This window comes from Streptomyces sp. NPDC014891, assembly GCF_043081085.1.
Taxonomy (GTDB): Bacteria; Actinomycetota; Actinomycetes; order Streptomycetales; family Streptomycetaceae; genus Streptomyces.
Genome location: NZ_JBIBWF010000010.1, coordinates 310,179 through 332,116 on the forward strand (window position 1 = coordinate 310,179; position 21,938 = coordinate 332,116).

Annotated in this window: 21 protein-coding genes and 1 pseudogene; 17 read left to right on the top strand and 5 right to left on the bottom strand. The window is 73.2% G+C overall.

Translation table 11 applies throughout. The features are described 5' to 3' along the window. The first annotated feature begins 95 nt into the window (after positions 1-95). Positions 96-1,538 (top strand): GntP family permease, encoded by a 1,443-nt coding sequence (locus tag ACF09E_RS28005; RefSeq protein WP_392208024.1) that lies wholly within the window; start codon positions 96-98, stop codon positions 1,536-1,538. A gap of 87 nt (positions 1,539-1,625) precedes the next feature. Here ACF09E_RS28005 and ACF09E_RS28010 read toward each other — a convergent pair whose 3' ends face one another. Next, positions 1,626-2,981, bottom strand: a complete 1,356-nt coding sequence (locus tag ACF09E_RS28010; protein WP_392208026.1) for a M14 family metallopeptidase — start codon at positions 2,979-2,981, stop codon at positions 1,626-1,628. 96 nt (positions 2,982-3,077) lie between these two features. Here ACF09E_RS28010 and ACF09E_RS28015 point away from each other — a divergent pair, with 96 nt between their 5' ends. Then, positions 3,078-4,463 (top strand): serine/threonine-protein kinase, encoded by a 1,386-nt coding sequence (locus tag ACF09E_RS28015; protein WP_392208028.1) that lies wholly within the window; start codon positions 3,078-3,080, stop codon positions 4,461-4,463. 114 nt (positions 4,464-4,577) lie between these two features. Here ACF09E_RS28015 and ACF09E_RS28020 read toward each other — a convergent pair whose 3' ends face one another. Then, positions 4,578-6,299, bottom strand: coding sequence for a chitinase (locus ACF09E_RS28020; RefSeq protein WP_392208030.1), 1,722 nt, complete (start codon positions 6,297-6,299; stop codon positions 4,578-4,580). A gap of 481 nt (positions 6,300-6,780) precedes the next feature. Here ACF09E_RS28020 and ACF09E_RS28025 point away from each other — a divergent pair. From ACF09E_RS28025 to ACF09E_RS28080, 12 genes and pseudogenes are all read left to right on the top strand, one after another. Continuing rightward, a pseudogene (locus tag ACF09E_RS28025) lies at positions 6,781-7,689 on the top strand (hypothetical protein); the annotation flags it as partial. 303 nt (positions 7,690-7,992) lie between these two features. Further along, positions 7,993-8,700: a Flp pilus assembly protein CpaB gene (gene cpaB / locus ACF09E_RS28030; protein WP_392208032.1), complete on the top strand. Its 708-nt coding sequence runs from the start codon at positions 7,993-7,995 to the stop codon at positions 8,698-8,700. Positions 8,701-8,707: 7 nt separating this feature from the next. Beyond that, positions 8,708-9,979, top strand: a complete 1,272-nt coding sequence (locus ACF09E_RS28035) for a CpaE family protein (RefSeq protein ID WP_392208034.1) — start codon at positions 8,708-8,710, stop codon at positions 9,977-9,979. Positions 9,980-9,982: 3 nt separating this feature from the next. Continuing rightward, the gene (locus ACF09E_RS28040; protein WP_392208036.1) at positions 9,983-10,348 is read left to right on the top strand and encodes a TadE/TadG family type IV pilus assembly protein; all 366 of its coding nucleotides are present in this window, start codon (positions 9,983-9,985) and stop codon (positions 10,346-10,348) included. Then, positions 10,345-10,851, top strand: coding sequence for a TadE/TadG family type IV pilus assembly protein (locus tag ACF09E_RS28045; protein WP_392208038.1), 507 nt, complete (start codon positions 10,345-10,347; stop codon positions 10,849-10,851). The genes ACF09E_RS28040 and ACF09E_RS28045 overlap by 4 nt, the downstream gene beginning before the upstream one ends. A gap of 16 nt (positions 10,852-10,867) precedes the next feature. After that, positions 10,868-12,214, top strand: coding sequence for a CpaF family protein (locus tag ACF09E_RS28050; protein ID WP_361859589.1), 1,347 nt, complete (start codon positions 10,868-10,870; stop codon positions 12,212-12,214). 2 nt (positions 12,215-12,216) lie between these two features. Beyond that, on the top strand, positions 12,217-13,158 hold the full coding sequence (locus tag ACF09E_RS28055) for a type II secretion system F family protein (protein ID WP_392208040.1): 942 nt from the start codon (positions 12,217-12,219) through the stop codon (positions 13,156-13,158). A 16-nt stretch (positions 13,159-13,174) separates the two neighbouring features. After that, the gene (locus ACF09E_RS28060) at positions 13,175-14,062 is read left to right on the top strand and encodes a DUF5936 domain-containing protein (RefSeq protein WP_361859595.1); all 888 of its coding nucleotides are present in this window, start codon (positions 13,175-13,177) and stop codon (positions 14,060-14,062) included. 397 nt (positions 14,063-14,459) lie between these two features. After that, on the top strand, positions 14,460-14,645 hold the full coding sequence (locus ACF09E_RS28065) for a hypothetical protein (protein WP_392208123.1): 186 nt from the start codon (positions 14,460-14,462) through the stop codon (positions 14,643-14,645). Beyond that, positions 14,642-15,316, top strand: a complete 675-nt coding sequence (locus ACF09E_RS28070; RefSeq protein ID WP_392208125.1) for a pilus assembly protein TadG-related protein — start codon at positions 14,642-14,644, stop codon at positions 15,314-15,316. The genes ACF09E_RS28065 and ACF09E_RS28070 overlap by 4 nt, the downstream gene beginning before the upstream one ends. 14 nt (positions 15,317-15,330) lie before the next feature. After that, positions 15,331-15,906 (top strand): hypothetical protein, encoded by a 576-nt coding sequence (locus ACF09E_RS28075; protein ID WP_392208042.1) that lies wholly within the window; start codon positions 15,331-15,333, stop codon positions 15,904-15,906. Between the two features lie 9 nt (positions 15,907-15,915). Further along, the gene (locus ACF09E_RS28080) at positions 15,916-16,536 is read left to right on the top strand and encodes an OmpA family protein (RefSeq protein WP_392208044.1); all 621 of its coding nucleotides are present in this window, start codon (positions 15,916-15,918) and stop codon (positions 16,534-16,536) included. An 8-nt stretch (positions 16,537-16,544) separates the two neighbouring features. Here ACF09E_RS28080 and ACF09E_RS28085 read toward each other — a convergent pair whose 3' ends face one another. Further along, the gene (locus ACF09E_RS28085; protein WP_392208046.1) at positions 16,545-17,483 is read right to left on the bottom strand and encodes a hypothetical protein; all 939 of its coding nucleotides are present in this window, start codon (positions 17,481-17,483) and stop codon (positions 16,545-16,547) included. 227 nt (positions 17,484-17,710) lie between these two features. Here ACF09E_RS28085 and ACF09E_RS28090 point away from each other — a divergent pair, with 227 nt between their 5' ends. After that, entirely contained in the window at positions 17,711-18,055 is a 345-nt protein-coding gene (locus ACF09E_RS28090) for a hypothetical protein (protein ID WP_361859608.1), read from the top strand. A 66-nt stretch (positions 18,056-18,121) separates the two neighbouring features. Further along, on the top strand, positions 18,122-19,276 hold the full coding sequence (locus ACF09E_RS28095; protein WP_392208048.1) for a hypothetical protein: 1,155 nt from the start codon (positions 18,122-18,124) through the stop codon (positions 19,274-19,276). A gap of 52 nt (positions 19,277-19,328) precedes the next feature. Here ACF09E_RS28095 and ACF09E_RS28100 read toward each other — a convergent pair whose 3' ends face one another. Then, a complete protein-coding gene (locus tag ACF09E_RS28100) occupies positions 19,329-19,682 on the bottom strand; it encodes a DUF192 domain-containing protein (RefSeq protein ID WP_361859614.1) in 354 nt (117 codons plus the stop codon). Positions 19,683-19,722: 40 nt separating this feature from the next. Between ACF09E_RS28100 and ACF09E_RS28105 the strand changes: the two genes are divergently transcribed. Then, positions 19,723-20,460, top strand: coding sequence for a prepilin peptidase (locus ACF09E_RS28105; protein WP_392208050.1), 738 nt, complete (start codon positions 19,723-19,725; stop codon positions 20,458-20,460). Positions 20,461-20,867: 407 nt separating this feature from the next. Here the strand turns inward: ACF09E_RS28105 and mgrA are convergent, their stop codons facing one another. After that, positions 20,868-21,905, bottom strand: coding sequence for an L-glyceraldehyde 3-phosphate reductase (gene mgrA / locus ACF09E_RS28110; RefSeq protein ID WP_392208052.1), 1,038 nt, complete (start codon positions 21,903-21,905; stop codon positions 20,868-20,870). Positions 21,906-21,938 lie beyond the last annotated feature (33 nt).

Genomic DNA, 21,938 nt, shown 5'->3' on the forward strand with positions numbered 1-21,938 from the left:
CGATTCACCCGCACCAGCCGCTCCACGGAACGGCGTTCGCCCCCGGAACGCCGTGCCGCGCTCCCCCCTGCCCGAAAGCGAGGCCTCCCCCCGTCATGAACCCCGCCACGCCCCCGCACACCGGTGGACTGCTCCTCCTCATACCCGGCACCGCCGGGCTGCTGACCGTCGCCGCCCTCGGCATCGCCGTCCTGCTCCTGCTGATCATCAAGGTCCGGCTCCAGCCCTTCGTCGCGCTGCTCGCCGTCTCCCTCGGCGTCGGCCTCGCCGCAGGCCTCTCCGTCACCGAACTCTTCGGCACCGTCCAGAAGTCCGCCGCCACCTCCGTCATCGAGAGCGGCATGGGCGGCATCCTCGGCCACGTCGCCATCATCATCGGCCTCGGCACCATGCTCGGCGCGATCCTGGAGGTCTCGGGCGGCGCCGAGGTACTGAGCAGCCGCCTCCTCGGCCTCTTCGGGGAGAAGCGCGCCCCCCTCGCGATGGGTCTCACCGGCCTCATCTTCGGCATCCCGGTCTTCTTCGACGTCGGCATCTTCGTCCTCGCGCCGATCGTCTACGCCGCCGCCAAGCGCTCCGGCAGGTCGATCCTGCTGTACGCCATGCCGCTGCTCGCCGGCCTCTCCATGACCCACGCCTTCCTGCCGCCGCACCCCGGCCCGGTGGCCGCGGCCGGGCTGCTGCACGTCTCGCTCGGCTGGGTCCTCCTGATGGGCATCCTGGTCGGCGTCCCCGCCGTGCTCGCCGCCTGGGCGTACGCCGGCTGGATCGGCCGCCGGCTCTTCGTCCCCGTACCCCAGGACATGGTCGAGGCGGCCGACGAGGCCCGGGCCAAGGTCGCCGCCGAGCGGTCCGGCCACAGCGAGGCGCCGGTGGCGCTCTCCACCGTGCTCCTCATCATCGGCACGCCGCTGGCGCTCATCCTCGCCGCGACCTTCTCCTCGATCGCCCTGGACGAGTCCACCCTCCGCTCCGTCATCGAGTTCTTCGGCAGCCCCTTCGTCGCGCTGACGATCGCGCTCCTCCTCGCCTACTGGCTGCTCGGCATCCGGCGCGGCTGGTCCCGCACGTCCCTGGAGCAGGTGTCCACCTCCTCCCTCAAGCCGGTCGGCAACATCCTGCTCGTGGTCGGCGCGGGCGGGGTCTTCGGCGCCGTCCTCAAGGTGAGCGGCGTCGCCCAGGCCCTCTCCGACACCTTCCACGACGTCGGTCTGCCCGTCCTCGTGCTCGCCTACCTCATCTCCCTGGTGCTGCGCGTCGCCCAGGGCTCGGCGACGGTCGCCATCGTCACCACGGCCGGCATCGTGCTGCCCCTGGTGGAGGGCGGCGACCACTCGCAGGCCTTCCTCGCCCTCGTCATCATGGCCATCTCGGCCGGCTCGATCTTCGCCTCGCACGTCAACGACGGCGGCTTCTGGATCGTCTCCAAGTACTTCGGCATCACCGAGCGGGACACCCTCAAGTCCTGGACGGTGCTGGAGTCGGTGCTCTCCCTGGCCGGCTTCGCGGCGGCCGCGGTGCTGAGCCTGTTCGTCTGAGCCGCCGTCCGCGCGGCGGGCCGGGACGCGGGGGAGCCCCGGCGGAGATCCGCCGGGGCTCCCTTCGGGCGCGGGACCGCGGGGCCGTCAGGCCGCGCAGTACTGCGCCTGCTTGCCGATCGACCGGTACATGCAGTCCGCGTTCTCCAGGAGCTGCAGGACGGCGTCGCGGTTGCGGCTCGTCTCGCGCTCGATGACCTCGTCGGGCGGGTAGAAGCCGCCGCCGCCGGAGGAGGACGGGTACATCTCGAAGGTGTACGCGAAGATCCGCTGCGCGCCCCACAGGTAGTCGTCGATCGAGCCGTCCGTGATGTACAGGTCGCTGGACTGCTCGGCCGTGTAGCCGTTGCTGGCCGCCATCTTGCCGCCGACCGCCGCGAAGGCGTTCCGGTCGTCGAGGGTCATGCCCGGGGCGGTGTTGGCCGTGGTCCAGCCGAAGGGCCAGAGGACCAGCTCGCTGTACGTGTGGAAGTCGATGGCCGCGGTGATCTGCTGCTTGCCGCCGACGACCCGGGAGCGGACGAAGTCGGCGACGACCTTGACCTCGGGGGCGGACTCGGGGGCGGCTCCCCGGTAGGTCTCGGAGCTCTTGGAGCCGGAGGAGCCGCCGCAGCAGCCCCACTTGTAGTTCCAGTTCCGGTTCATGTCGGTGCCGATGTACGAGGAGCCGGAGTTGGGCTGGCGGTTCTTGCGCCAGCTGCGGTAGGAGCCGCTCGCGATGTCGTACTCGCCGCCGTCCGGGTTGAGGTCCGGGACGATCCAGATCTCGCGTCCGTTCACGGCGCTGGTGATCCGGGAGTCGCTGCCGTACCCGGCGCCGAACTCGCGGAGGAGGTAGAGCGCCATCTCGACGGTGAGGTGCTCGCGGGCGTGCTGGTGGTGGGTGAAGAGGACCTCGGGCTCGGCCTCGTCGGTGCCGACGTTGTCGCTGATCTTGATGGCGACGATGTCCCGGCCCTGGTACGACTTCCCGATCACCTGCTTGCGCATGATCGAGGGGTACGCGGCGAGCCGCTGGTCGATCTCCGCGTTCATCTCCGCGTAGTTGTGGTACCTCGCGTCGGCGGACGGGAAGTCCATCGGAGCGGCCGCCTTGCCGCCCTCGGCGGACCGGTCCGGCGGGCCGGGGAGCGCGATCGGCCGGTAGCCGAGCGCCTTGAGGCGCACGAGCTGCTCGGTGTTGGCGCTGACCACGACCGACCGGGCGTCGACCTCGTCGATCGAGACGCCGGTGGCGGTGAGCGCGCTGCGGGCGGCCGGGGTGGAGGGTCCGGCCACCTCGTACTGCCGGATCACCTCGTCGGCGCCGACGGCGAGCCGGGCGGCGGCCGACGAAGGGTCGGCCCCGGCGGGTGTCGTGAGGGCGGAGAAGGGCGCCGCGAGGGCGAGCGCCACGAGGGCCGCGAGGGTGGCGGACCTTCTGCCGCGGAGGGGACGTCGCATGCTGTCTCCTGGGTGGGGAGGGTGGGGGGTGCGACCAGCACGTGCGGTGGTGCGGTGTTGGGCCACATGGTGAGCCTGTGTCATGGACCGGTCAAGATGGGGAGTTCGGCCATACTGTCCCGCGTGGGGACCCTCATCGGTAGATACGTCATCGAGCACAAGCTAGGCGAAGGCGGCATGGGCACCGTCTATCTGGCCCGATCGCGCGGCGGGCGTGCCGTGGCCGTCAAGGTGGCCCGGCCGGAACTCGCCGCCGATCCCTCCTTCCGCGCCCGGTTCCGCGCCGAGGTCGCCGCCGCCCGCCGGGTCGGCGGATTCCACACCGCCCAGGTCGTCGACGCCGACCCCGACGCCGAGGCGCCCTGGCTCGCCACCGCCTACATCCCCGGACCCACCCTCGCCGCGCTCGTCACCGCGGACGGCCCGATGGACGAGCCGCGGCTGCGCTCGCTCGGCGCCGCCCTCGCCGAGGCCCTGGAGGCCATCCACGCCTGCGGTCTCGTCCACCGCGACCTGAAGCCCGGCAACATCGTCATGGCCCCCGACGGGCCCCGCGTCCTCGACTTCGGCATCGCCCGCGCGCTGGAGTCGACCCGGCTCACCGCCACCGGCTCCGCCTTCGGCACACCCGGCTACCTCGCCCCCGAACAGGCCCTCGGCGAGGCGGTCACCGGCGCGGCGGACGTGTTCGCGCTGGGCGCGGTGCTGGTCGCCGCGGCGGGCGGCCGCCCCTTCGGGCAGGGCACCCCGATGGGCCTGATGTACCGCGCGGTCCACGAGGAGGCCGACCTCGCCGCCGTACCGGGGGCGCTGCGGGACCTGGTGGGCCGCTGCCTCGCGAAGGACCCGGCCGCCCGCCCGACGCCCGAGGAGATCCTGGACGCGCTGGGGGAGGGGGCCCCGGGGCCCGGGGCGCCGCCGCCGACGGTCCTCGACGCGCCCGCCACACCGCCCCGCCCGGTCCCGCCGGGCTTCGGGCCGCCGCAGGACTCGATCCCGCCCGGGTACGGAGCGCCGCAGGACGCGATCCCCTCGCCGTATCCGCCGCCGCGGGACGCGATCCCGCCGTCCTCCGCACCCGTTCCCGCGCCGACCGCGGCGCCGTCGCCGTACGCCCCGACCCGGCTCGACGCGGCCCCGCCGGGGTTCGGGCCGCCGGCCCCCGGCCCGGGCTTCCCGCCGCCGCCCGCCGCGCCGCCGCAGCCCGCGCCGGACTTCGTCGCCGCCGACCAGGTCTACGGGATCGTCGTGGACGGATCCGGGGTCTGCCTCCAGCTCCTCGACGACGAGGCCGAGTTCACCTGGTCCGAGATCGGAGCCGTACGGTACGAGCGGACCCGGCGCGGCCGCGGCCTGCGGATCACCGTCGACCTCTACGACGGCTCCAGCTATCTGTGCGAGATCGACGGCCGCCGGGCGGCGCGGGTCGAGGAGTGGGCCACCGCACTCGACCGGGCGCTCGCGCGGTACCTGCCCGGCTGAGCCCGCGCCGCCCCGCGCCGCCGCCCGCCGCCCGTGCGGGTCGCCCGGCGACGAGCGCGGCGCCGCCGGAGGACCGGCGGCGCCGCGGGTGGTGCGGGGATGGGGAGTCGTGCGTTACGGCAGGTTGTGGACGTGCGGGCCCACCGCGTTCGACCAGGCGTTGCCGGCCGTCGCGTCCCAGTTGGTCGACCAGGTCATGGCGCCGCGGAGCGTCGGCCAGGCCTGGGCCGGCTTGAAGGTGCCGCAGCCGGTGAGCTTCGTCAGGCAGTCGAGCGCGTTCTTCACGATCTGCGGGTCGACGTAGCCGCTGCCCGCGCCCCGGGTGGAGGCGGGGACGCCCAGGCCGACCTGCGACGGGGCCAGACCGCCCTGGATCTGGATGCAGGCGAGCGCGGTGAGGAAGTCCACCGAGCCCTGGCTGTAGACCTTGCCGTCGCAGCCGAGCATCGAACCGCTGTTGTAGTACTGCATGTTGACGACGGTGAGGATGTCCTTCACCGCGAGCGCGGTCTTGAAGTACTCCGTGCCCGTGTTCTGCATGTCGATCGTCTGCGGAGCCATCGTCAGGACCATCGACGAACCGGCCTTGGCGGACAGCTGGCGCAGCGCCTTGGTCAGGTAGGTCGAGTTGATGCCGTGCTCGAGGTCGATGTCGACGCCGTTGAAGCCGTACTCCTGCATGAGGGCGTACGCGCTGTTCGCGAAGGCGGTCGCGGAGGCGTCACTGTTGATCGTGACGTTCCCCTTCTCGCCGCCGACCGAGATGATGACGGACTTGCCGGCGGCCTTCTTCGCGGCGACGTCCGCCTTGAAGTCGGCGACCGAGGCGTAGCCGACGGCCGGGTCGAGGTTGAAGACGATCTGGCCCGGCGTGGCCGTCGAGTCGGCGAACGACACGGCGATGATGTCGTACTGCGACTGCACGTCCCGCAGCTTCTGGACCGTGGCGCCGTTGTTGAAGTTCTGCCAGTAGCCGGTCAGCGCGTGCTTGGGCACGGCCGGGCCGGGGCCCGGGTCGGTGACCTTCGCGGTCCTGGCCGAGACGGCGCCGGACTTCGCGGACTCGCCCGCCGCGTTCGTCGCAGAGACCTGGAACTGGTACGCCGTGTCGGCCGTCAGCCCGGTGATCGTGGCCGAGGTGCCGCTCACCGTCTGCGGGGTGCCGCCGTCCCGGTAGACCTTGTAGCCGGTGGCGCCGGAGACCGCGCCCCAGCTCAGGTCGACCGAGGAGGAGGTGACGGAGCCCGCGGCGAGACCGGCCGGGGTGGACGGGACCACCGGGTCGGGGTCCTGGCCGCCGCCCCCGTCGGGACCGAAGACGCTGACGTCGTCGACGGAGTACGGGGAGGTCCCGTACCAGCCGTGGGTGTAGATCTCGACCGAGGTGGTGCTCGCCCCGGTGGTGAACGTGGTGGTGAGCTGCTTCCAGGACGGGCTGTCGGGCGTCCAGGTGGAGACGCTGCCGGATCCGGTGCCGGTGTTGCTCGCGCCGAGGTAGGCGTAGCCGCCCTGGACCCAGGCGCTCAGCGTGTAGGTCGAGTTGGGCTTCACGGCCACGGTCTGCACGCACTTGGCGTTGTCGAGGCCGGCCGGGGTCGCCCGGAGCGCGCCGGCGCCGGTGCGGACCGGGGAGGAGACGGCTGCGCCGCTCCCGGCGGAACAGGACCAGTTGGCGAGGCCGTTCTCGAAGCCGGCGTTCTTGGCGACGTTGACGTCGGCCGCCTGCGCGGTGCCGGCTCCGCCGACGAGGACGAGCCCGGAGCCGACGGCGAGCGCGAGGGCTCCGCCGAGCCAGCGGCGACCGTGCGGGCGGGTGGTGGTGCGGTCCACGTGCATCCTCCGGTGGGAGTTGGGGAGGTGGGGGAGGTGGAGGTGCCGTACGTCGTCGTACGGAGGGGCTCGTACGGGGGTACGAGGCCGTGCCGGGGCGTGCCGGTACGGGTGGTGCGGGCCGTGCGGGGGTACGGGCGGTGATGCGGGGTACGGGAGGTACGGAGCAGTACGGACGTACGGGCAGTGCGGGGAGTGCGACGGTGGCCACCGCTGTGGGGACAAGTTGGTCCAGACCAATCGCGTTGTCAAGACCTCTGGCAGCAAGCCCTGTTGGGAGCGGGTGGCGACGGCCCGGCACGGGACGGCAGGTCCCGGCCCCCGCGACCCCCGAGAAAGCCGGACGGCTTGGCGGATTGTGTGTTCACCACCCCGGGCCGCGCGGATAAGGTGCAGAGGCGGCAGCACCCTGCGGTGACGCCGTGAACGCGGTAAGTGATCCGCGGCCCCCGGGACACCGGAGGCCGGAGGGGACGGGGGGTCCGGCGTGCCGACAGCGATCGCGGTCACCAGTGCCGATCTGGCACTGCCGCCGACCGACCCCGGAACCCCGCACGCCACCGTCCTGCCGGCCCCCGACACCCAGTCGCTCGACGCCTCGATCGCCGACATGCAGCAGCTGATCGCCCGGTTCGGGCACGTGGTCGTCGTCTGCCCCGCCTCGGCCCCGCCCGCCGTCGAGCAGCGGCTGCGCGCCGTCCGCTCCCTGCTGGAAAGCGACCGGATCGCCCTGGTCAGGACCGACCTGCCGCCCCTGGGCGCGGCCGTCCTCGTCCGCCAGCTGCGCCAACTGGCCGGCTGCGAGTTCAGCCCCGGAGTCCTCGCCTCCGCCGCCCGGCTGCTCGCCCACTACATCTACGCCGGCGCCGTCCTCGGCTCCGTCTCCCGGCTCGACCGCGTCCCCGTCAGCCTCGGCTCCCACCTCAAGGGCTGGCTCCCCGGCGCCCACTTCGCCGTCCTCGCCGGGCCCACCGCCCGGATCACCCGCGTCGGCGGCGCCGGCGAGACCGCCCTCCCCGGGCCGGAGTTCGGCACCGAACTCCTCCTCGCCCGCGGCCAGCTGCAGACCGACTGGCCCGCCACCACCCTCGTGCCCGGCTGGCGGATCCAGGGCGCCGTCCAGGAGACCCCGCTGCCGGAGGCCTCGCCCCGCTGGTGGGGCACGGGCAAGCTGGTCGAGTTCGCCGCGTACCTGCCCGACCTGTCCGTCCTCTACCAACTGGTCTCCTCCGTACGGCGCGAGACCTGCCACTGGTGCGCGATGGAGCTCATCGGAGACCGCTGCGGCTTCTGCGGGGCACCCCTCCACACGGCGGCGGCGCCGGAGCCCGGAGGGCGCGCCCTGGACGCCCCGGACGGGAACCGGCGCGAGGGCGGCACCCGCGCGCTCGGGCCCGGATCCGCACAGGCCGCCTCCCCGGACCGGCGGACCGGCGCCCACGCCGTCGAGGCGGCCGGGGCGAACCCGCCGGACCGGCAGGGCGCGCGGCCGGACCCGCACCCGGGGCGGCAGCCCGCGCCGGACCCGGCCCCGCACCCCACCGCGTACACCGAGCTCACCCCCGTGAACGTGCAGGTGAACCCCCACCGTGCCCTGCCGTGAGCAGGGCCTCGCGCCGCCCGGCGCCCCCGTCGCCCGCCCCCGACCGTCCGCTCCCGTCCACCCCGGACCCACGTCTCCGATCGAGGTAGTACGGCCATGAACTCCCGCCAGCGCCGCGGCGTCATCCTGCTGCTGCTGTCCGTCCTGTGCGCGATCGGCGCCTTCGCCGGTGTCCTCGCCGTCATCAGCGACGTGAACTCCAAGGTCGGCCCGGAGACCACCGCGTACCGGATCAAGGAGAACGTGGCCCCGTACACCCCCCTGAGGGCGAACCAGTTCGAGAAGATCTCCATGCCCGAGCGCTGGCTCTCGGAGACCGCCGTCACCGACCTCCGCCAGATCGAGGGCCGGATCGCCGTCACCCAGCTCAGGGCCGGCTCCCTCCTCCAGTCCGACATGATCGTCGAGCAGCCCGAACTCAGGCCGGGCCAGCAGGAGATCGCGATCATGATCGACGCCGCCACCGGGGTCGCCGGGAAGATCACCGCGGGCGCCACCGTCAACATCTACGCCACCTTCGCCGGCGACCAGAAGGGCGAGCCCTCCCAGTCCCGGATGATCGTCGCCGGCGCCCGCGTCCTCGACGTCGGCAAGCTCACCCCGATCAGGGACCGGTCCCAGGGCTCCGCGCGCGCCAACGAGGCCGTGCCGATCTCCTTCGCCCTCTCCACCCTCGACGCCCAGCGCGTCGCGTACGCCGAGTCCTTCGCCGAGCACGTACGCCTCGCCCTGGTCGCCCCCACCACCGGCGGCGCCCCCGCCGACCAGCGCGACCGCACCTACACGCTCGAAAAGGACAAGTGAGGCCGGTATGACCACCAGGATCCTGCCGGCCGTCGGCGACCCCGACGCGGCCCGGTCCGTCACCACCCTCATCGGCCAGCTCCCCGACGCCGAACCCGCCCTCCCCGTCACGGACTCCACCCAGCTCGTCGACACCCTCGCCCGGCTCGCCGCCGCCTCCCTCGACGAACTCCCCGAGGTCGTCCTGGTCCACGAGCGGATCGGACCCGTCCCCGCACTCGAACTCGTCCGCGAGGTCGCCCTCCGCTTCCCCGCGGTCGGCGTCGTCCTCATCACCGCCGACGCCAGCCCCGTCCTCTTCTCCGCCGCCATGGACTCCGGCGCGCGGGGCCTGGTCACCCTGCCCCTCGGATACGAGGAACTCGCCAGCCGCGTCCAGGCCGCCGCCCAGTGGTCCGTCGGCGTCCGCCGTCACCTCGGCGCCGGAGCCGAGCAGATCACCGGCCCCGGCGGCACCGTCGTCACCGTCAGCGGCGCCAAGGGCGGCGTCGGCACCACCGTCACCGCCGTCCACCTCGCCCTCGCGGCCCGCGCCTCCGGGCGCTCCGTCGCCCTCGTCGACATGGACCTGCAGAGCGGCGACGTCGCCTCCTACCTCGACGTCCAGTTCCGGCGCTCCGTCGCCGACCTGGCCGCCATCAACGACATCTCCCCCCGGGTCCTCCAGGACGCCGTCTTCGTCCACGAGACCGGCCTCTCCCTGCTCCTCGCCCCCGCCGAGGGCGAGCGCGGAGAGGAGGTCACCGACCGCGCCGCCCGCCAGATCGTCAGCGCCCTCCGCGGCCGCCACGAGGTCGTCGTCGTCGACTGCGGCTCCCGGCTCGACAGCGCCAACGCCGCCGCGATCGAGATGGCCGACACCGCCGTCCTCGTCACCACGCCCGACGTCGTCGCCGTACGGGCCGCCAAGCGGACCGTCCGCATGTGGGAACGGCTCCAGGTCCGCAAGGCCGAGGAGACCGTGACCCTGGTCAACCGCCACCACCGATCCACCGAGATCCAGCCCCCCCTCGTCCAGAAGATCACCGGCACCCGGGTCGCCGGCGTCGCCGTCCCCGCCCACTTCAAGGAACTCCAGGCGGTCGTCGACGCGGGCCGGCTCCACGAACTCGACGCCAAGTCGACGGTGAAGCAGGCGCTGTGGGCCCTCGCGGGCGAACTGGGCCTGATCCAGGCGCCCGCCGCGGCCGCGCCCGGGGCCGGACAGCCCGGCAAGCAGCTCGCCCGGGCGGGCGACCGCGGCTCGCTCGGCCTGCGGCGCCGCACCGGAGGACGCTGAACCATGCGCACCCACCGGGACGACAGGGGGCAGGTGGCGGTCGAGTTCCTCGGCATGGTGCCGCTGATCCTGCTCACCCTGGCCCTGCTCTGGCAGGTCGTCCTGGTCGGCTACACGTACACCCTGGCCGGGAACGCGGCGGACGAGGCGGCCCGCGCGTGCGCCGTCGGCGACGACGGGGCGGCGGCCGCCCGCCGCCACATCGACGGCGCGTGGAGCGTTCTCGGCGGCGGCTGCGGCGACGTGAGCGGCGGCATGGTGCACGTCGAGGTCTCCGTCGAGGTCCCCGTCCTCGTCCCCGGCCTGGGCGGCTTCTTCCCGGTGAAGGGCGAGGCGGGGGCCGTGTACGAGGAGGACCTGGCGCGATGAGCGAGGGCGGGCGCGTCGACGCGGCGATGGCCGGGCGGAGGGGCCGGTGTGCGGGCGGTGCGGCGGCGCCGCGTACGGGTGGGACTCGGGGCGGTGCGCGGGCTCGGCGTACGGGCGGTGCGGCGGCCGGGCGGAACGGGCTGCGCGACCGGGGGCAGGCCGCCCTCGAATACCTCGGCTTCCTGCCGATCCTGCTGATCGTCGGCCTCGCCGGACTCCAGCTCGGCATCGCCGCGTACGCCGCCCAGCAGGCGGGCACTGCGGCACGCGCGGCCGCGCGGGCGGAGAGCAGCGACGCGGAGGACGGGCCGGACGCCCAGGCGGCCGCCACCTCCGCCGTGAGCGGCTGGGTCCGCCCCCGCGCCTCCGTGGGCGGCGCGGGCGGCGGCGAGGTCACCGTGACCGTCACCGTCACCATCCCCTCCGTCATGCCCTTCGTGGACGACTTCGGCGATGTGACGAAGACCGCCACCATGCCCCTGTCCGACGAGGAGGACGAGTGAGAAGGGACGACGAATCATGAGCCTGCGCGCCCGGATCAACGCCCCCGAGGACCACGGCGGCGGCGCGGCCGCCAGGGAGGACGGCCACCTGGTCGCCGCCTTCCGCGCCAAGCTCCTGGAGGAGATCGACCTCACGGAGATGTCCGCGCTCGCGGCCGCCGAGCGCCGTGCCCGCCTCGAACGCGTCCTCGGCCACATCATCAGCCGCGAGGGTCCCGTGCTCTCCACCGCCGAGCGGTCCCAGCTGATCCGCCGCGTCGTCGACGAGGCCCTCGGCCTCGGCGTGCTCGAACCGCTCCTCGAAGACGCCTCGATCACCGAGATCATGGTCAACGGCCCCGACCAGATCTTCATCGAGCGGGCCGGCCGCGTCGAACTGCTGCCGCTCCGCTTCGCCTCGCACGACCAGCTGATGCAGACCATCGAGCGCATCGTCTCGACCGTGAACCGCCGCGTGGACGAGTCGAACCCGATGGTCGACGCCCGGCTGCCGTCCGGCGAGCGCGTCAACGTCATCATCCCGCCGCTCTCGCTCACCGGCGCCACCCTCACCATCCGCCGCTTCCCCCGGGCCTACACACTCCACGAGATGATCGGCCTCGGCTCCCTCGACGAGCAGATGCTGCTCCTGCTGTCGGGACTGGTTCAGGCCAAGTTCAACCTGATCGTCTCGGGCGCCACCGGCACCGGGAAGACCACCCTCCTCAACGCCCTCTCCGGCCTCGTGCCCGACGGCGAGCGCATCATCACCATCGAGGACTCCGCCGAACTCCAGCTCCAGCAGTCCCATGTGATCCGGCTGGAGGCCCGCCCGCCGAACATCGAGGGCCGCGGCGCCGTCTCCATCCGCGACCTCGTCCGCAACTCCCTCCGCATGCGGCCCGACCGGATCATCGTCGGAGAGGTCCGCGGCGGCGAGACCCTCGACATGCTCCAGGCGATGTCCACCGGCCACGACGGCTCCCTCGCCACCGTCCACGCCAACTCGGCCGAGGACGCCCTCATGCGGCTCCAGACCCTCGCGTCGATGTCGGAGGTCAAGGTCCCGTTCGAGGCCCTGCGCGACCAGATCAACAGCGCCGTCGACGTCCTCGTCCAGCTCACCCGGCACCCCGACGGCACCCGCAGGATCACCGAGATATCCGTCCTCGCCTCCCACGGACGGGAGCGGTTCCTGCTCGCCACGGTGTGCCGCTTCCAGGCGCAGCCGGTGGCGGCCGACGGCCGGGTCTACGGGCAGTTCACGTACCACCCGCTGCCGCGGCGGGTCGCGGAACGGCTCTACCTGGCGGGACAGCCCATTCCGCAGGCCTTCGGCGTGGCCGTGACGGACGCCCACCTGACCACCCGCGAGGCGAAGTGACGATGACCGACCCCTTCTGGCTGACCACGGGCGTGACCCTGCTCGCCTGCGTGCTGGGCATCGTCGGCGTCCAGCTCTACGCGAGCGGGGCCCGCCGCCACGCGGCGCTCGTCGCCCGGCTCGACGAGTCCGGCGTCCCCGAGGCCGGCGGCCGCCGCAGGCGCCGCTTCCAGGGCGTCGACCGGCGCGTGCGCCGGACGGCCCTCGGCCGGCGACTGGAGCTGAGGATCGCGGCCACCGGCCTCGACATCACCCCCGGCGAGTTCACCGTGGCCCTCACCGCCACCGTGGCCGTCCTGTGGACCGTCGGCCAGGCCGCCCTCTCGCCGTTCTTCGGCCCGATCTGCGGACTCCTGGGCATCTGGGTCGCCATGGGCTACCTCGGCTGGCAGCGGCAGAAGCGCATCGAGCGGTTCATCAACCAGCTGCCGGAGCTCTCCCGCATCCTGGCGAACGCCACCCAGGCCGGACTCGCGCTCCGGATGGCCCTCAGCCTGGCCGCCGACGAGATGGAGGCGCCGGCCGGGGACGAACTGGAGAAGGTCGCCCAGCAGCTCGCCGTCGGCAGCTCGCTCGACGACGCCCTGGGCGAACTCGCCGAACGCCTCCCGTCCCGGGAGCTCGTCGTCCTCGTCACCACCCTCGTCCTCGCCAACCGGGCCGGCGGCACCGTCGTCTCCTCCCTGCGGAACCTCACCGAGACCCTGGAGGAGCGCAAGGAGACCCGGCGCGAGGTCCGCACCCAGCTCTCCCAGGTGAGCATGACCGCGTACTCCGTCCCCGTCATCGGCGTCGGTTCGCTCCTGCTCATCGACAACATGCAGCCCGGGGCGCTGGACCGGATGACCGGCTCGGGCCTCGGCCAGTTCGCCGTCGTCGCCGCGTTCGCGCTGTACGTCGTGGGCTTCATCGCCATCCGCCGCTTCTCGAAGATCGACGTGTAGGGACGGGACCGCCACCGTGGAACTCCTCCTCGCCCTGCTCGCCGGCCTCGCCGTCGCCGGCGTCTTCTACGGCGTCCGCCTCTACCGCGCGGACGCCAAGCTGCCCGACGACCTCCGCCTCGCCCTGGAGGTGGGCGCGACCCGCACCGGGGCCGTCGACTCGGCCGTCGACCGCCTGGGCATGCGCTGGTCGCCGGCGGTGCTGCGGCTCATGGGCCCCAAGCGCGTCGGCGCCGTACGGCGCCGCATCGACCTCGCCGGGAACCCCGGCGGCCTGACGATCGACCGGTACGGGGCGCGGCGGGCCGTCTACGGCTTCCTGGGCGGCCTCGGCGGGCTGCTGATGCTCAGCAGGGGATCCTTCCTGGTCGCCGTCCTGCTCTTCGCCTTCGGGGCGTTCTGGACGGAGGTCGGCATCTGGTCGGCGGTCCGCATCCGCAAGGACCAGATCGAACGCACCCTGCCGGACTTCCTGGACGTGCTGGCCGTCGTGGTCTCGGCGGGCCTGGGCTTTCGCCAGGCGCTGGAACGCGTCGCGGAGAAGTACGAAGGCCCGTGGGCAGACGAACTCCGCATCACGCTCCGGCAGATGGACATGGGCGTCAGCCGCCGTCAGGCCTTCGACGAACTGCGCCGCCGGAACGACTCCGAGCAGGTCGCGCAGTTCGTGACGGCGCTGCAGCAGGGCGAGGAGCTGGGCGCGCCGATCGTGGAGACGCTCATACAGATCGCCAACGACATGCGGCGCACGGACGCGCAGAACGCGCGCAGGAAGGCGGCGAAGGCGGTCCCGAAGGCGACGATGGTCATCACGACGCTGATGGTCCCGGCGACGATGATCCTGCTGGGCGCGGGCCTCTTCCTGGGCACGGGAACGGACTTCGGGTCGGTGACGGGGGAGTGAGGCCGGGACGGGAAGTCGGCCGCAGTGTGAGACAACCCCTTCGCTGATGCAACGGAATGTGGAACAGTGGGGACGGAGTGTGAGGGGGGTGGAGATGACGACCGTGAAGACCCGTGGAAGCGGGACGACTTGCGTGATCACGAGGGCGCCGGTCAGGGGCGGGGGCGATCCGTCCGGCCGCGCCGGCCGCATCTTCGCCGAACTCCGCACCCGCACCCGTACCGAGGCCATAGCCTCATGGCTGGGCTCCAGGCCCACCCGATGACCAGGGCCCACAGAGAGGCCCACGGGCCCAGTGCGCCGACCGAGGGGTCGGCGTACCGTGGCGGTGCGCAGGCGTCTGAACGCGGAGGGGACCACGATGAACGACGCGATGCTGAAGGCCCTGACCAAGGCCATGCTCGAACTGACGACCCGAACGAACCCGGAACACCGGGACAGGGACCGCGGGCAGACGGCGGTCGAGTATCTGGGGATCATCGTGGTGGTGGTGGCGATCGTGGTGGCGATCACCGGCACGGATCTCGGACAGTCGATCAAGGATGCCATCGCCACGAAGATCAGCGAACTGACGGGCGGCTGACGGGCTCGCGTCGCCGGCGGGGTGATGCGGGGCAGGCGTTCCCGGTATACATCGGCGCCGTCGGGGGGCTGCTGTTCCTCGCGTTCGTCTACTTCGTGGTCGGGCAGGCCGCGGCTACGCGTAACGGCGCCCAGACCGCGGCCGATGCCGCGGCTCTGGCCGCGGCGGAGGACGCCCGGGACCAGCTGCGCCGGGGGTGGATCGAGGTGATCCTCGACCCTGAGGCGTGGGACGCCTTCGTCCGCGGGGAGGCGTACGATCCCTCCTCCGCGTGCCAGCAGGCGGCTTCGTTCGCGGCCAAGAACGCCGCGGCGCTGTCGGGGGACGGCTGTGTCCCCCTGTCGGATCCTCAGGGCTTCAGCGCCACCGTGGAGTCCCAGGAGACCGTGGGTCTCCCGGGGGCGAAAGCGCAGCACGCCGTCGCGTCGGCGACCGCCCTGATCGAGCCGCAATGCTCTTTCACGGCGGAGAAGCCCGAGCCGGAGGAGACGGAGCCGTCGCCCGATCCCTCGGAACCGGGGGAGGAGCCGGAACCGGAACCCGAGCCGGAACCGGAGCCGATCACCGGGCTCACCTGCGGCGAGAAGGACTGGACGATCGACCCCGACGACCCGGTACTTCCCAGTGCCGCAGAACTCTTCACCGTCCGACTGGCCGGCGACGACGAGTAAAGGAAGCGCGCTTCATGAATGTTCGGTACGCACGAACGGGGCTGGCCGCCCTCGCCGTCGCATCGGTGGCTCTCCTTGCGGTCGGCTGCGGGGCCGAGGACAAGCCGCTGGCGAACAAGCCGGCCGCGACCGCCACTCCGTCTCAGTCGACGACCCAGGCAGGGTCGGAGCAGCCGAGCGCGGAGACGCCCACGGAGGTGCTGGTCACGCTCAAGGGGCAGAAGGGGCTTGAGCTGGCCATCAACCTGGCGGAGCGTGACGCCGGCGGATTCCTCACGGTCAAGGGGCAGCTGAAGAACACCTCGGACACGGGAACCATCGTTCCGTCCCGCCTCAGCGGTGATGAGACGGAGGTCGTGAAGCACGGCAACTCCCTCGGAGGAGCCACCCTGGTCGATGCGGTGGGGAAGAAGCGGTACTACGTGCTGAGGGACACCGACGGCCGTCCGCTGACCACATCAGGGCTCTCCAACATCGGCGCCGGACAGGGGATTCCGGTGTTCCTGCAATTCCCCGCGCCCCCGGCCGGCACCGCAGCCGTCTCCTTCCAACTCCCCACCTTCGAACCCGCCACCCTCAAACTCTCCTGAGGCGACGCCATGACGACGACATCCCGCCGCCTCGCCGTGCTTCTGGTCGCCTCCGTCGCGCTGGGGCCCCTTCTCGTGCCCGTCGCGTACGCCGACGATCCGCCCGGGGCCGCCGCCAGTGCCTCGCCGCCGCCGGCCATCGATCCGAACGCCCCGGGGCTCATGCTTCCCGACGGGGCCACCCTCGCCGCCGCCAAGGTGCTCGACATCAAGCAGATCGTCGAGGACGAAAGCGGTGAGCAGCGGCGCCAGGACACCAACGTGGACGTGACGTTCGCGTTGCAGGCCGAGGTCCTGTTCCCCAAGAACAGCGCCAAGCTCGGCGCCGCCGCCAACGCCCGTATCGCCGCGATCGCCGCCGAGATCAACAGACTCGGGTCCGGTCGCGTCCGCGTCTTCGGGTTCACCGACAACCTCGGGACGTACGAGCACGGGCTCAAGCTGTCGAAGGAGCGGGCCGTCGCCGTGCAGCAGGTGCTGGCGCGGAGCCTCGACCCGGGCACGACCTTCGACATCCGGGGCTACAGCGAGGACTACCCGATCGCCGACAACGGCTCCGAGGAGGGCCGCAAGAAGAACCGCCGGGTCGAGATCTCCTTCCCCCGGACCAGCCCGCCCGCCGCCCCCTGACGTCCTTGTCAGAACGCCAGCGCCGCCCTGATCACGGCCGTCACGCGGTCGGGGCGGCGGAAGACCTCGCCCGCCGTGAACCGCAGCACCCGGCGGACCTCGGGGCAGGACTGCAGGGCGTTGAAGCGGGCCGCGTCCCGCTCGTGGGCCCTGCGGGTGCCGTGGAAGGCGTAGCCCTCGACCTCCACGGCCAGGCCCTCCGCGCGGAACAGGAAGTCCGGGCGCAGCGGCGGTCCCGAGGCCGGGCGCAGGATCGGCTGGGACTCCGGGAAGAGGCCGGCGTCCCCCATCCGCAGCCTCGCCACCGTCTCCGCCGGGGAACCGGAGGCCGGCTCGGCCAGCCGGAGCCAGGCACGGGCGCGGGGCGATCCGCGCCGGGGCGCCGCGAGTTCGGCGGCGAGGTCCTCGTACCGGACGAGCGCCTCGCGCCGCACCCCCTCGACCGCCCGGCGGGCGAGCGCCGAGTCGGCGACCACCACGGCCTCCTCCCGGCCGCCCGCCGCCCGTATCAGGTCGCCGACCGTCCGCGCCGGTGTCGTCGTCCGCAGGCCCCGCCGCATCGACCGGTCCGCCGCCGTGAGGAATCTCGTGCCGTGGACGCGCACCGGTGTCCCCCCGCCCGCCGCGGGTCCGGACGGCGAGCGGGACGGTGCCGGGGCGGTGAACTCCAGCGGTTCCGCGCCCCCTCCCGCTCCCAGTCGCTCGATGCGGTGCAGCCGCGCGGCCGTCCCGTGGCTGCACACCCACTCCGGGCGCAGGAGCTGGAGCGCCGTCGCCCGCACCCGCCAGTCCACCTCCTTGCCCGGGGCCGCCCACGCGCCCCGGCAGATCCGCTGCCAGCCGTCCCGGCGAAGCCGGCCGGCGAGCCGCCCCGGCGGCCAGCCCGCCGCGAGCGCCCGGATCGTCAGGAGGATCCCGCCCCTCGCGAGGATCGCCAACTCGTACATACGCCCAACGATCCACGGAAGAGGGACACTTCGCACCCCCTGTGGAAAACCTGCCGAAAGCCGACGTCAGGAAAGCGCAAAGGTGGCGGGACAAGCCCGCCGGGCAGGAGCATTCTGGACGGATGACGACGACGGGCGACACCCCGGGCGCGGTCCCGAGTCCGCAGAGCGCGCAGAGATCCGCGCAGAGACCGCGGAGGACGCAGGGCGCGCGGAGTACGCAGAGCGTGCAGTTGGTCAGCGACCTCGTCGCCCGGATCCCCGAGTTCCGGGGCGTGTACGACAACCACGTCTTCCACCAGGGCGGCGTGCAGCCGCACGTGTTCTTCTGGGACGTGGTCCAGGACACCGTCCGCTCCTTCCTCGGCGAGACCCCGTGCGCGGCCGACTGGCGCCGCACCCTCGCCTTCCTGGAGGAGCAGAGCTGCCGCGGCGTCCTGGGCGTCGACGAGGTGATCGTCACCTCCTTCCTCGGCGACCTGCCCTCGCCGCACGAGCCGGGGCACGCCATCGTCCAGCAGCTCGGTCCGGTCATGGCCGCGAAGTTCGTCCGGATAAGGCCGCGGGGCTGAGCCCTCGGCACCGCCGGGACGGTGCCCCGGGGCTGAGCCCTCGGCACCGCCGGGATAATCGGGCGCATGTCCCCGCAGTCCCCGCCCGCCCTCACCGGCCACAGCCGCACCGCCCGTCTCGCCGGCCGCTTCCGCGCCCTCGACCCCGCGGTCCTGGCCGTCGGCGGGTACGCCCTCACCCGCCTCGTCGGCCTCGCGGTCCTGGCGATCGCCTCCGCCGTCACCGGCGAGGACGGGCTGCACCGGCTCAAGGGCCGCTGGGACTCCGTCTGGTACGTGCGGATCGCCGAGAACGGCTACGGGTACCAGTCCACCCTGCCCAACGGGGACGTCCACCCCGACCTGGCGTTCTTCCCGCTCTTCCCGGCCCTGGAGCGCGGCCTCTCCGCCGTCCTCCCGCTGGACGCGGCCGGTGCCGGGCTGCTCGTCTCCTGGACCGCCGGGCTCGCCGCCGCCTGGGGGATGTACCGGTGCGGCGCGCATGCCTTCGGCCCCCGGACCGGCGTGCTGCTCGCCGTCCTCTGGGGCGTGTACCCGACCGCGTTCGTCCAGTCGATGGCGTACACGGAGACGCTCTTCACGGCCCTGGCCGCCTGGTCGCTCCTCGCGGTCCTGCGCGGGCGCTGGATCCTGGCCGGAGTCCTGTGCGCGGCCGCCGGGCTCACCCGCCCGACGGCCGTCGCGCTGATCGCCGCCCTCGGGCTGACCGCCCTCGCCGCACTCGTACGCGACCGTCGGCTGCCCGCGCGGACGCTCCTCGGGGTCCTGATCGCGCCGCTCGGCTGGCTCGGGTACGTCGCGTACGTCGGCGTCCGCCGGGACAGCGCGACCGCCTACTTCGAGGTCCAGGCCGCCTGGGGCAACTCGATCGACGGCGGGGTCGCCCTCGCCCGGTTCATCGCCGGTCTGCCCTGGCCCGCGGCCCTCGGGCTCTGCGCGGCGCTCGCCCTGCTCGGCCTGCTGGTCGTCCTCTGCGTGCGGCAGCGCCAGCCGCTGCCGCTGCTCGTCTACACGGTCGGGGTCGTGGGCGTCTCCCTCGTGGGCGCCGCGTACTTCGGCTCCCGGCCGCGGCTGATGATGCCCGCGTTCGGGCTGCTGCTCCCGCCCGCCGCGGCCCTCGCCCGGCTCCGCGCCAGGACCGCCGCACCGGTCCTCACCGGGCTCGCCCTCGCCTCCGCCGGATACGGCGCCTTCACCCTCCTGGGGCCGGGCCCGCCGTGACGTCGCAGGGGGTGCCCTGTCGATCAGGCGGGCTCGACCGACAGGACATGCCCTATGCCGTCTCCACGCGCACGCGTACCCCCGGCCGCAGCCCCCAGCCCGCCATCGCGCCCGCCTCCGCCTCCAGGACGTGCCGGCCGCGCGGCCGGAGCATGCCGAGCCGCCCCGGACGCATCGTGACGACGGACCGGACCGTGAACGAGCCGTCGAGATACGCCACGTCGATCGGGAACCGCATCCCGAAGGTGTGGACGCTGTTCGTCCGGACGATGAGCAGCGCCCCCGCGATCCCGTCCCGCCCCAGCAGCCCCCGCCGCCGTGCCCGGTACGAGGCCGCCACCTCCAGCCGCACCGGCGCCCCCGAACCGACCGTCAGCGTCCCCGTGCCGTCCGCCCATTTCCCCATGCGCCAGACCGTAGCGGTCCGGCGACCCTAGGGTCGGTCCGTGTACGTCACGACGATCACCCTCGCCGCCCTCTGGGGCGCCGCCGTCGGGCTGCTCGTGCCGCGCGCCGCGTACCGGCTCTCCGTGGCACCCGAGGAGCCCTGGCGCGACCGCTGCCCCGCCGGGCACGTCTTCGCGGGGCCCGCGCGCGGCTGGCTCGGCGGGCCCGGACGGCAGGAGTGCGCGACGCCCGGCGGGCCCTTCACGGCGCCCCTGCTGACCGCGCTCGCCTGCGCCGCGCTGGCCGCCGCCACCGGCGGCCCCCGGCCCGAGCTCGCGGTCTGGCTGCTCGGCGCGCCGTTCGCCGTCGTCCTCGCCGGCGTCGACGCGCGCGTGGGCCGGCTCCCCGACGTCCTCACCCTGCCGCTGGCGGCCGCGGTGCCGCTGCTCCTGGGGCTCGCCGCGCTCCTCCCGTACGCCATGGGCTCCTGGCTCCACAGCGTGCTCGGCGCGCTCGTCCTCGGCGGCGCCTACCGGGTGCTCCACGAGATCAACCGCGACGGCTTCGGGCTCGGCGACGCCAAGCTGGCGATGCCGCTGGGCGCGGCGCTCGGGTGGTACGGCTGGGACGTCCTGTTCTTCGGGGCCTTCGCCGGGTTCCTGCTGGGGTCGGCGTACGGGATCGGACTCATGGTCCTGCGCCGCGCCGACCGCTCCTCGGCGATCCCGTTCGGGCCCTTCATGCTCGCGGGCGGGCTGCTGGGACTGCTCCTCGGCGCCTTCACCGCCCTGCCCTGAGGGTTCGTGCCCGCCGGTCACCGGCCCGTCGCCCGCGGTGACGGCCGTGGCGGGCGGCCTGCCGCGCACGGGCTCCGAGCTGCCCGGGAGCGGGTCCGCGGCGGGAGTCCCGTCAACGCGGCGACCGGTCCGGGCGGTCCCCCGTGGGAGGGACGGAAGTCCGCCGCCGCGCCGGGGCGCAAACCCGCCACCGGGGCTTGAACCCCTTGTCCCGACTGGGATCCGGGGAATTCGGCGGGGTTCGTTCGGCGTACCTGGCGCGCAAGACGACTAACGAAGGGTTATGGTGGAAACCCCCCCTCGGGCCGGTCCGTATCCCCCCCACGGACCGGCCCGTTTTTCTTGCCCGGACACCGGCAGGGGCCCGCCCCGGATCCCCTCGGGGCCACACCGTCACCCGGAGCGCGTCAGCCCCGGCCGGCCCAGATGTTCGTGCCCGCGGTGTCCACGGCGAACGAGTCGATCTCCACGAGCTCGTCGGCGGTCAGCGGCGCGGACGCGAGGGCGGCCACGTTCTCCTCCAGCTGGGCGACGCTGGACGCGCCGATCAGCGCCGAGGTCATCCGCTCGTCGCGCAGCACCCACGACAGCGCCAGCTGCGCCAGCGTCTGCCCGCGCCGCCCCGCGATCTCCGCGAGGCCGCGCAGCCGCCGCAGCACCTCTTCGGAGAGCAGGTTCGGGTCGAGGGACTTGCCCTGGGTGGCCCGCGAGCCCTCCGGGATGCCCTTCAGGTACTTGCCGGTGAGCAGGCCCTGCGCCAGCGGCACGAAGGAGATGCAGCCCATGCCGGCCGCCTCCAGCGTGTCGAGGAGGCCGTCCTCCTCGGTCCAGCGGTTGATCATCGAGTAAGAGGGCTGGTGGATGAGCGGACGGACGCCCATCTCGCGCAGGATCCGCGCGGCCTCTGCGGTCTGCTCGCTGTTGTACGAGGAGACGCCCACGTACAGCGCCTTGCCCTGCTGGACGGCGGAGGCCAGGGCCCCCATCGTCTCCTCCAGCGGGGTGTGCGGGTCGAAGCGGTGCGAGTAGAAGATGTCGACGTGGTCGAGGCCCATCCGGTTCAGGGAGGCGTCGAGCGAGGACAGCAGGTACTTGCGGGAGCCCCACTCGCCGTACGGGCCGGGGTGCATCTCGTACCCGGCCTTGGTGGAGATGATCAGCTCGTCGCGGTACGGCGCGAAGTCCTGGGCGAAGAGCTTGCCGAAGTTCAGCTCGGCGGAGCCGGGCGGCGGCCCGTAGTTGTTCGCCAGGTCGAAGTGGGTGACGCCGAGGTCGAAGGCGCGGCGCAGGATCGCGCGCTGGGTGTCGAGGGCGCGGTCGTCGCCGAAGTTGTGCCAGAGGCCGAGGGAGACGGCGGGGAGCTTGAGGCCGCTGCGGCCCGAGCGGCGGTACTCCATGGAGTCGTAGCGGTCTGCTGCGGCGCGGTACAGGGGGGAATCAGTCACGTATCTCTGCTTATCACGGACTTGTGACAGTCC

Bases quoted from the DNA above. Each gene is read 5' to 3' on its own strand.
- ACF09E_RS28005 (WP_392208024.1), top strand. From the start codon at position 96: ATGAACCCCGCCACGCCCCCGCACACCGGTGGACTGCTCCTCCTCATA.
- ACF09E_RS28010 (WP_392208026.1), bottom strand. From the start codon at position 2,981: ATGCGACGTCCCCTCCGCGGCAGAAGGTCCGCCACCCTCGCGGCCCTC.
- ACF09E_RS28015 (WP_392208028.1), top strand. From the start codon at position 3,078: ATGGGGAGTTCGGCCATACTGTCCCGCGTGGGGACCCTCATCGGTAGA.
- ACF09E_RS28020 (WP_392208030.1), bottom strand. From the start codon at position 6,299: ATGCACGTGGACCGCACCACCACCCGCCCGCACGGTCGCCGCTGGCTC.
- cpaB (WP_392208032.1), top strand. From the start codon at position 7,993: ATGAACTCCCGCCAGCGCCGCGGCGTCATCCTGCTGCTGCTGTCCGTC.
- ACF09E_RS28035 (WP_392208034.1), top strand. From the start codon at position 8,708: ATGACCACCAGGATCCTGCCGGCCGTCGGCGACCCCGACGCGGCCCGG.
- ACF09E_RS28040 (WP_392208036.1), top strand. From the start codon at position 9,983: ATGCGCACCCACCGGGACGACAGGGGGCAGGTGGCGGTCGAGTTCCTC.
- ACF09E_RS28045 (WP_392208038.1), top strand. From the start codon at position 10,345: ATGAGCGAGGGCGGGCGCGTCGACGCGGCGATGGCCGGGCGGAGGGGC.
- ACF09E_RS28050 (WP_361859589.1), top strand. From the start codon at position 10,868: ATGAGCCTGCGCGCCCGGATCAACGCCCCCGAGGACCACGGCGGCGGC.
- ACF09E_RS28055 (WP_392208040.1), top strand. From the start codon at position 12,217: ATGACCGACCCCTTCTGGCTGACCACGGGCGTGACCCTGCTCGCCTGC.
- ACF09E_RS28065 (WP_392208123.1), top strand. From the start codon at position 14,460: ATGCTCGAACTGACGACCCGAACGAACCCGGAACACCGGGACAGGGAC.
- ACF09E_RS28075 (WP_392208042.1), top strand. From the start codon at position 15,331: ATGAATGTTCGGTACGCACGAACGGGGCTGGCCGCCCTCGCCGTCGCA.
- ACF09E_RS28080 (WP_392208044.1), top strand. From the start codon at position 15,916: ATGACGACGACATCCCGCCGCCTCGCCGTGCTTCTGGTCGCCTCCGTC.
- ACF09E_RS28085 (WP_392208046.1), bottom strand. From the start codon at position 17,483: ATGTACGAGTTGGCGATCCTCGCGAGGGGCGGGATCCTCCTGACGATC.
- ACF09E_RS28095 (WP_392208048.1), top strand. From the start codon at position 18,122: ATGTCCCCGCAGTCCCCGCCCGCCCTCACCGGCCACAGCCGCACCGCC.
- ACF09E_RS28100 (WP_361859614.1), bottom strand. From the start codon at position 19,682: ATGGGGAAATGGGCGGACGGCACGGGGACGCTGACGGTCGGTTCGGGG.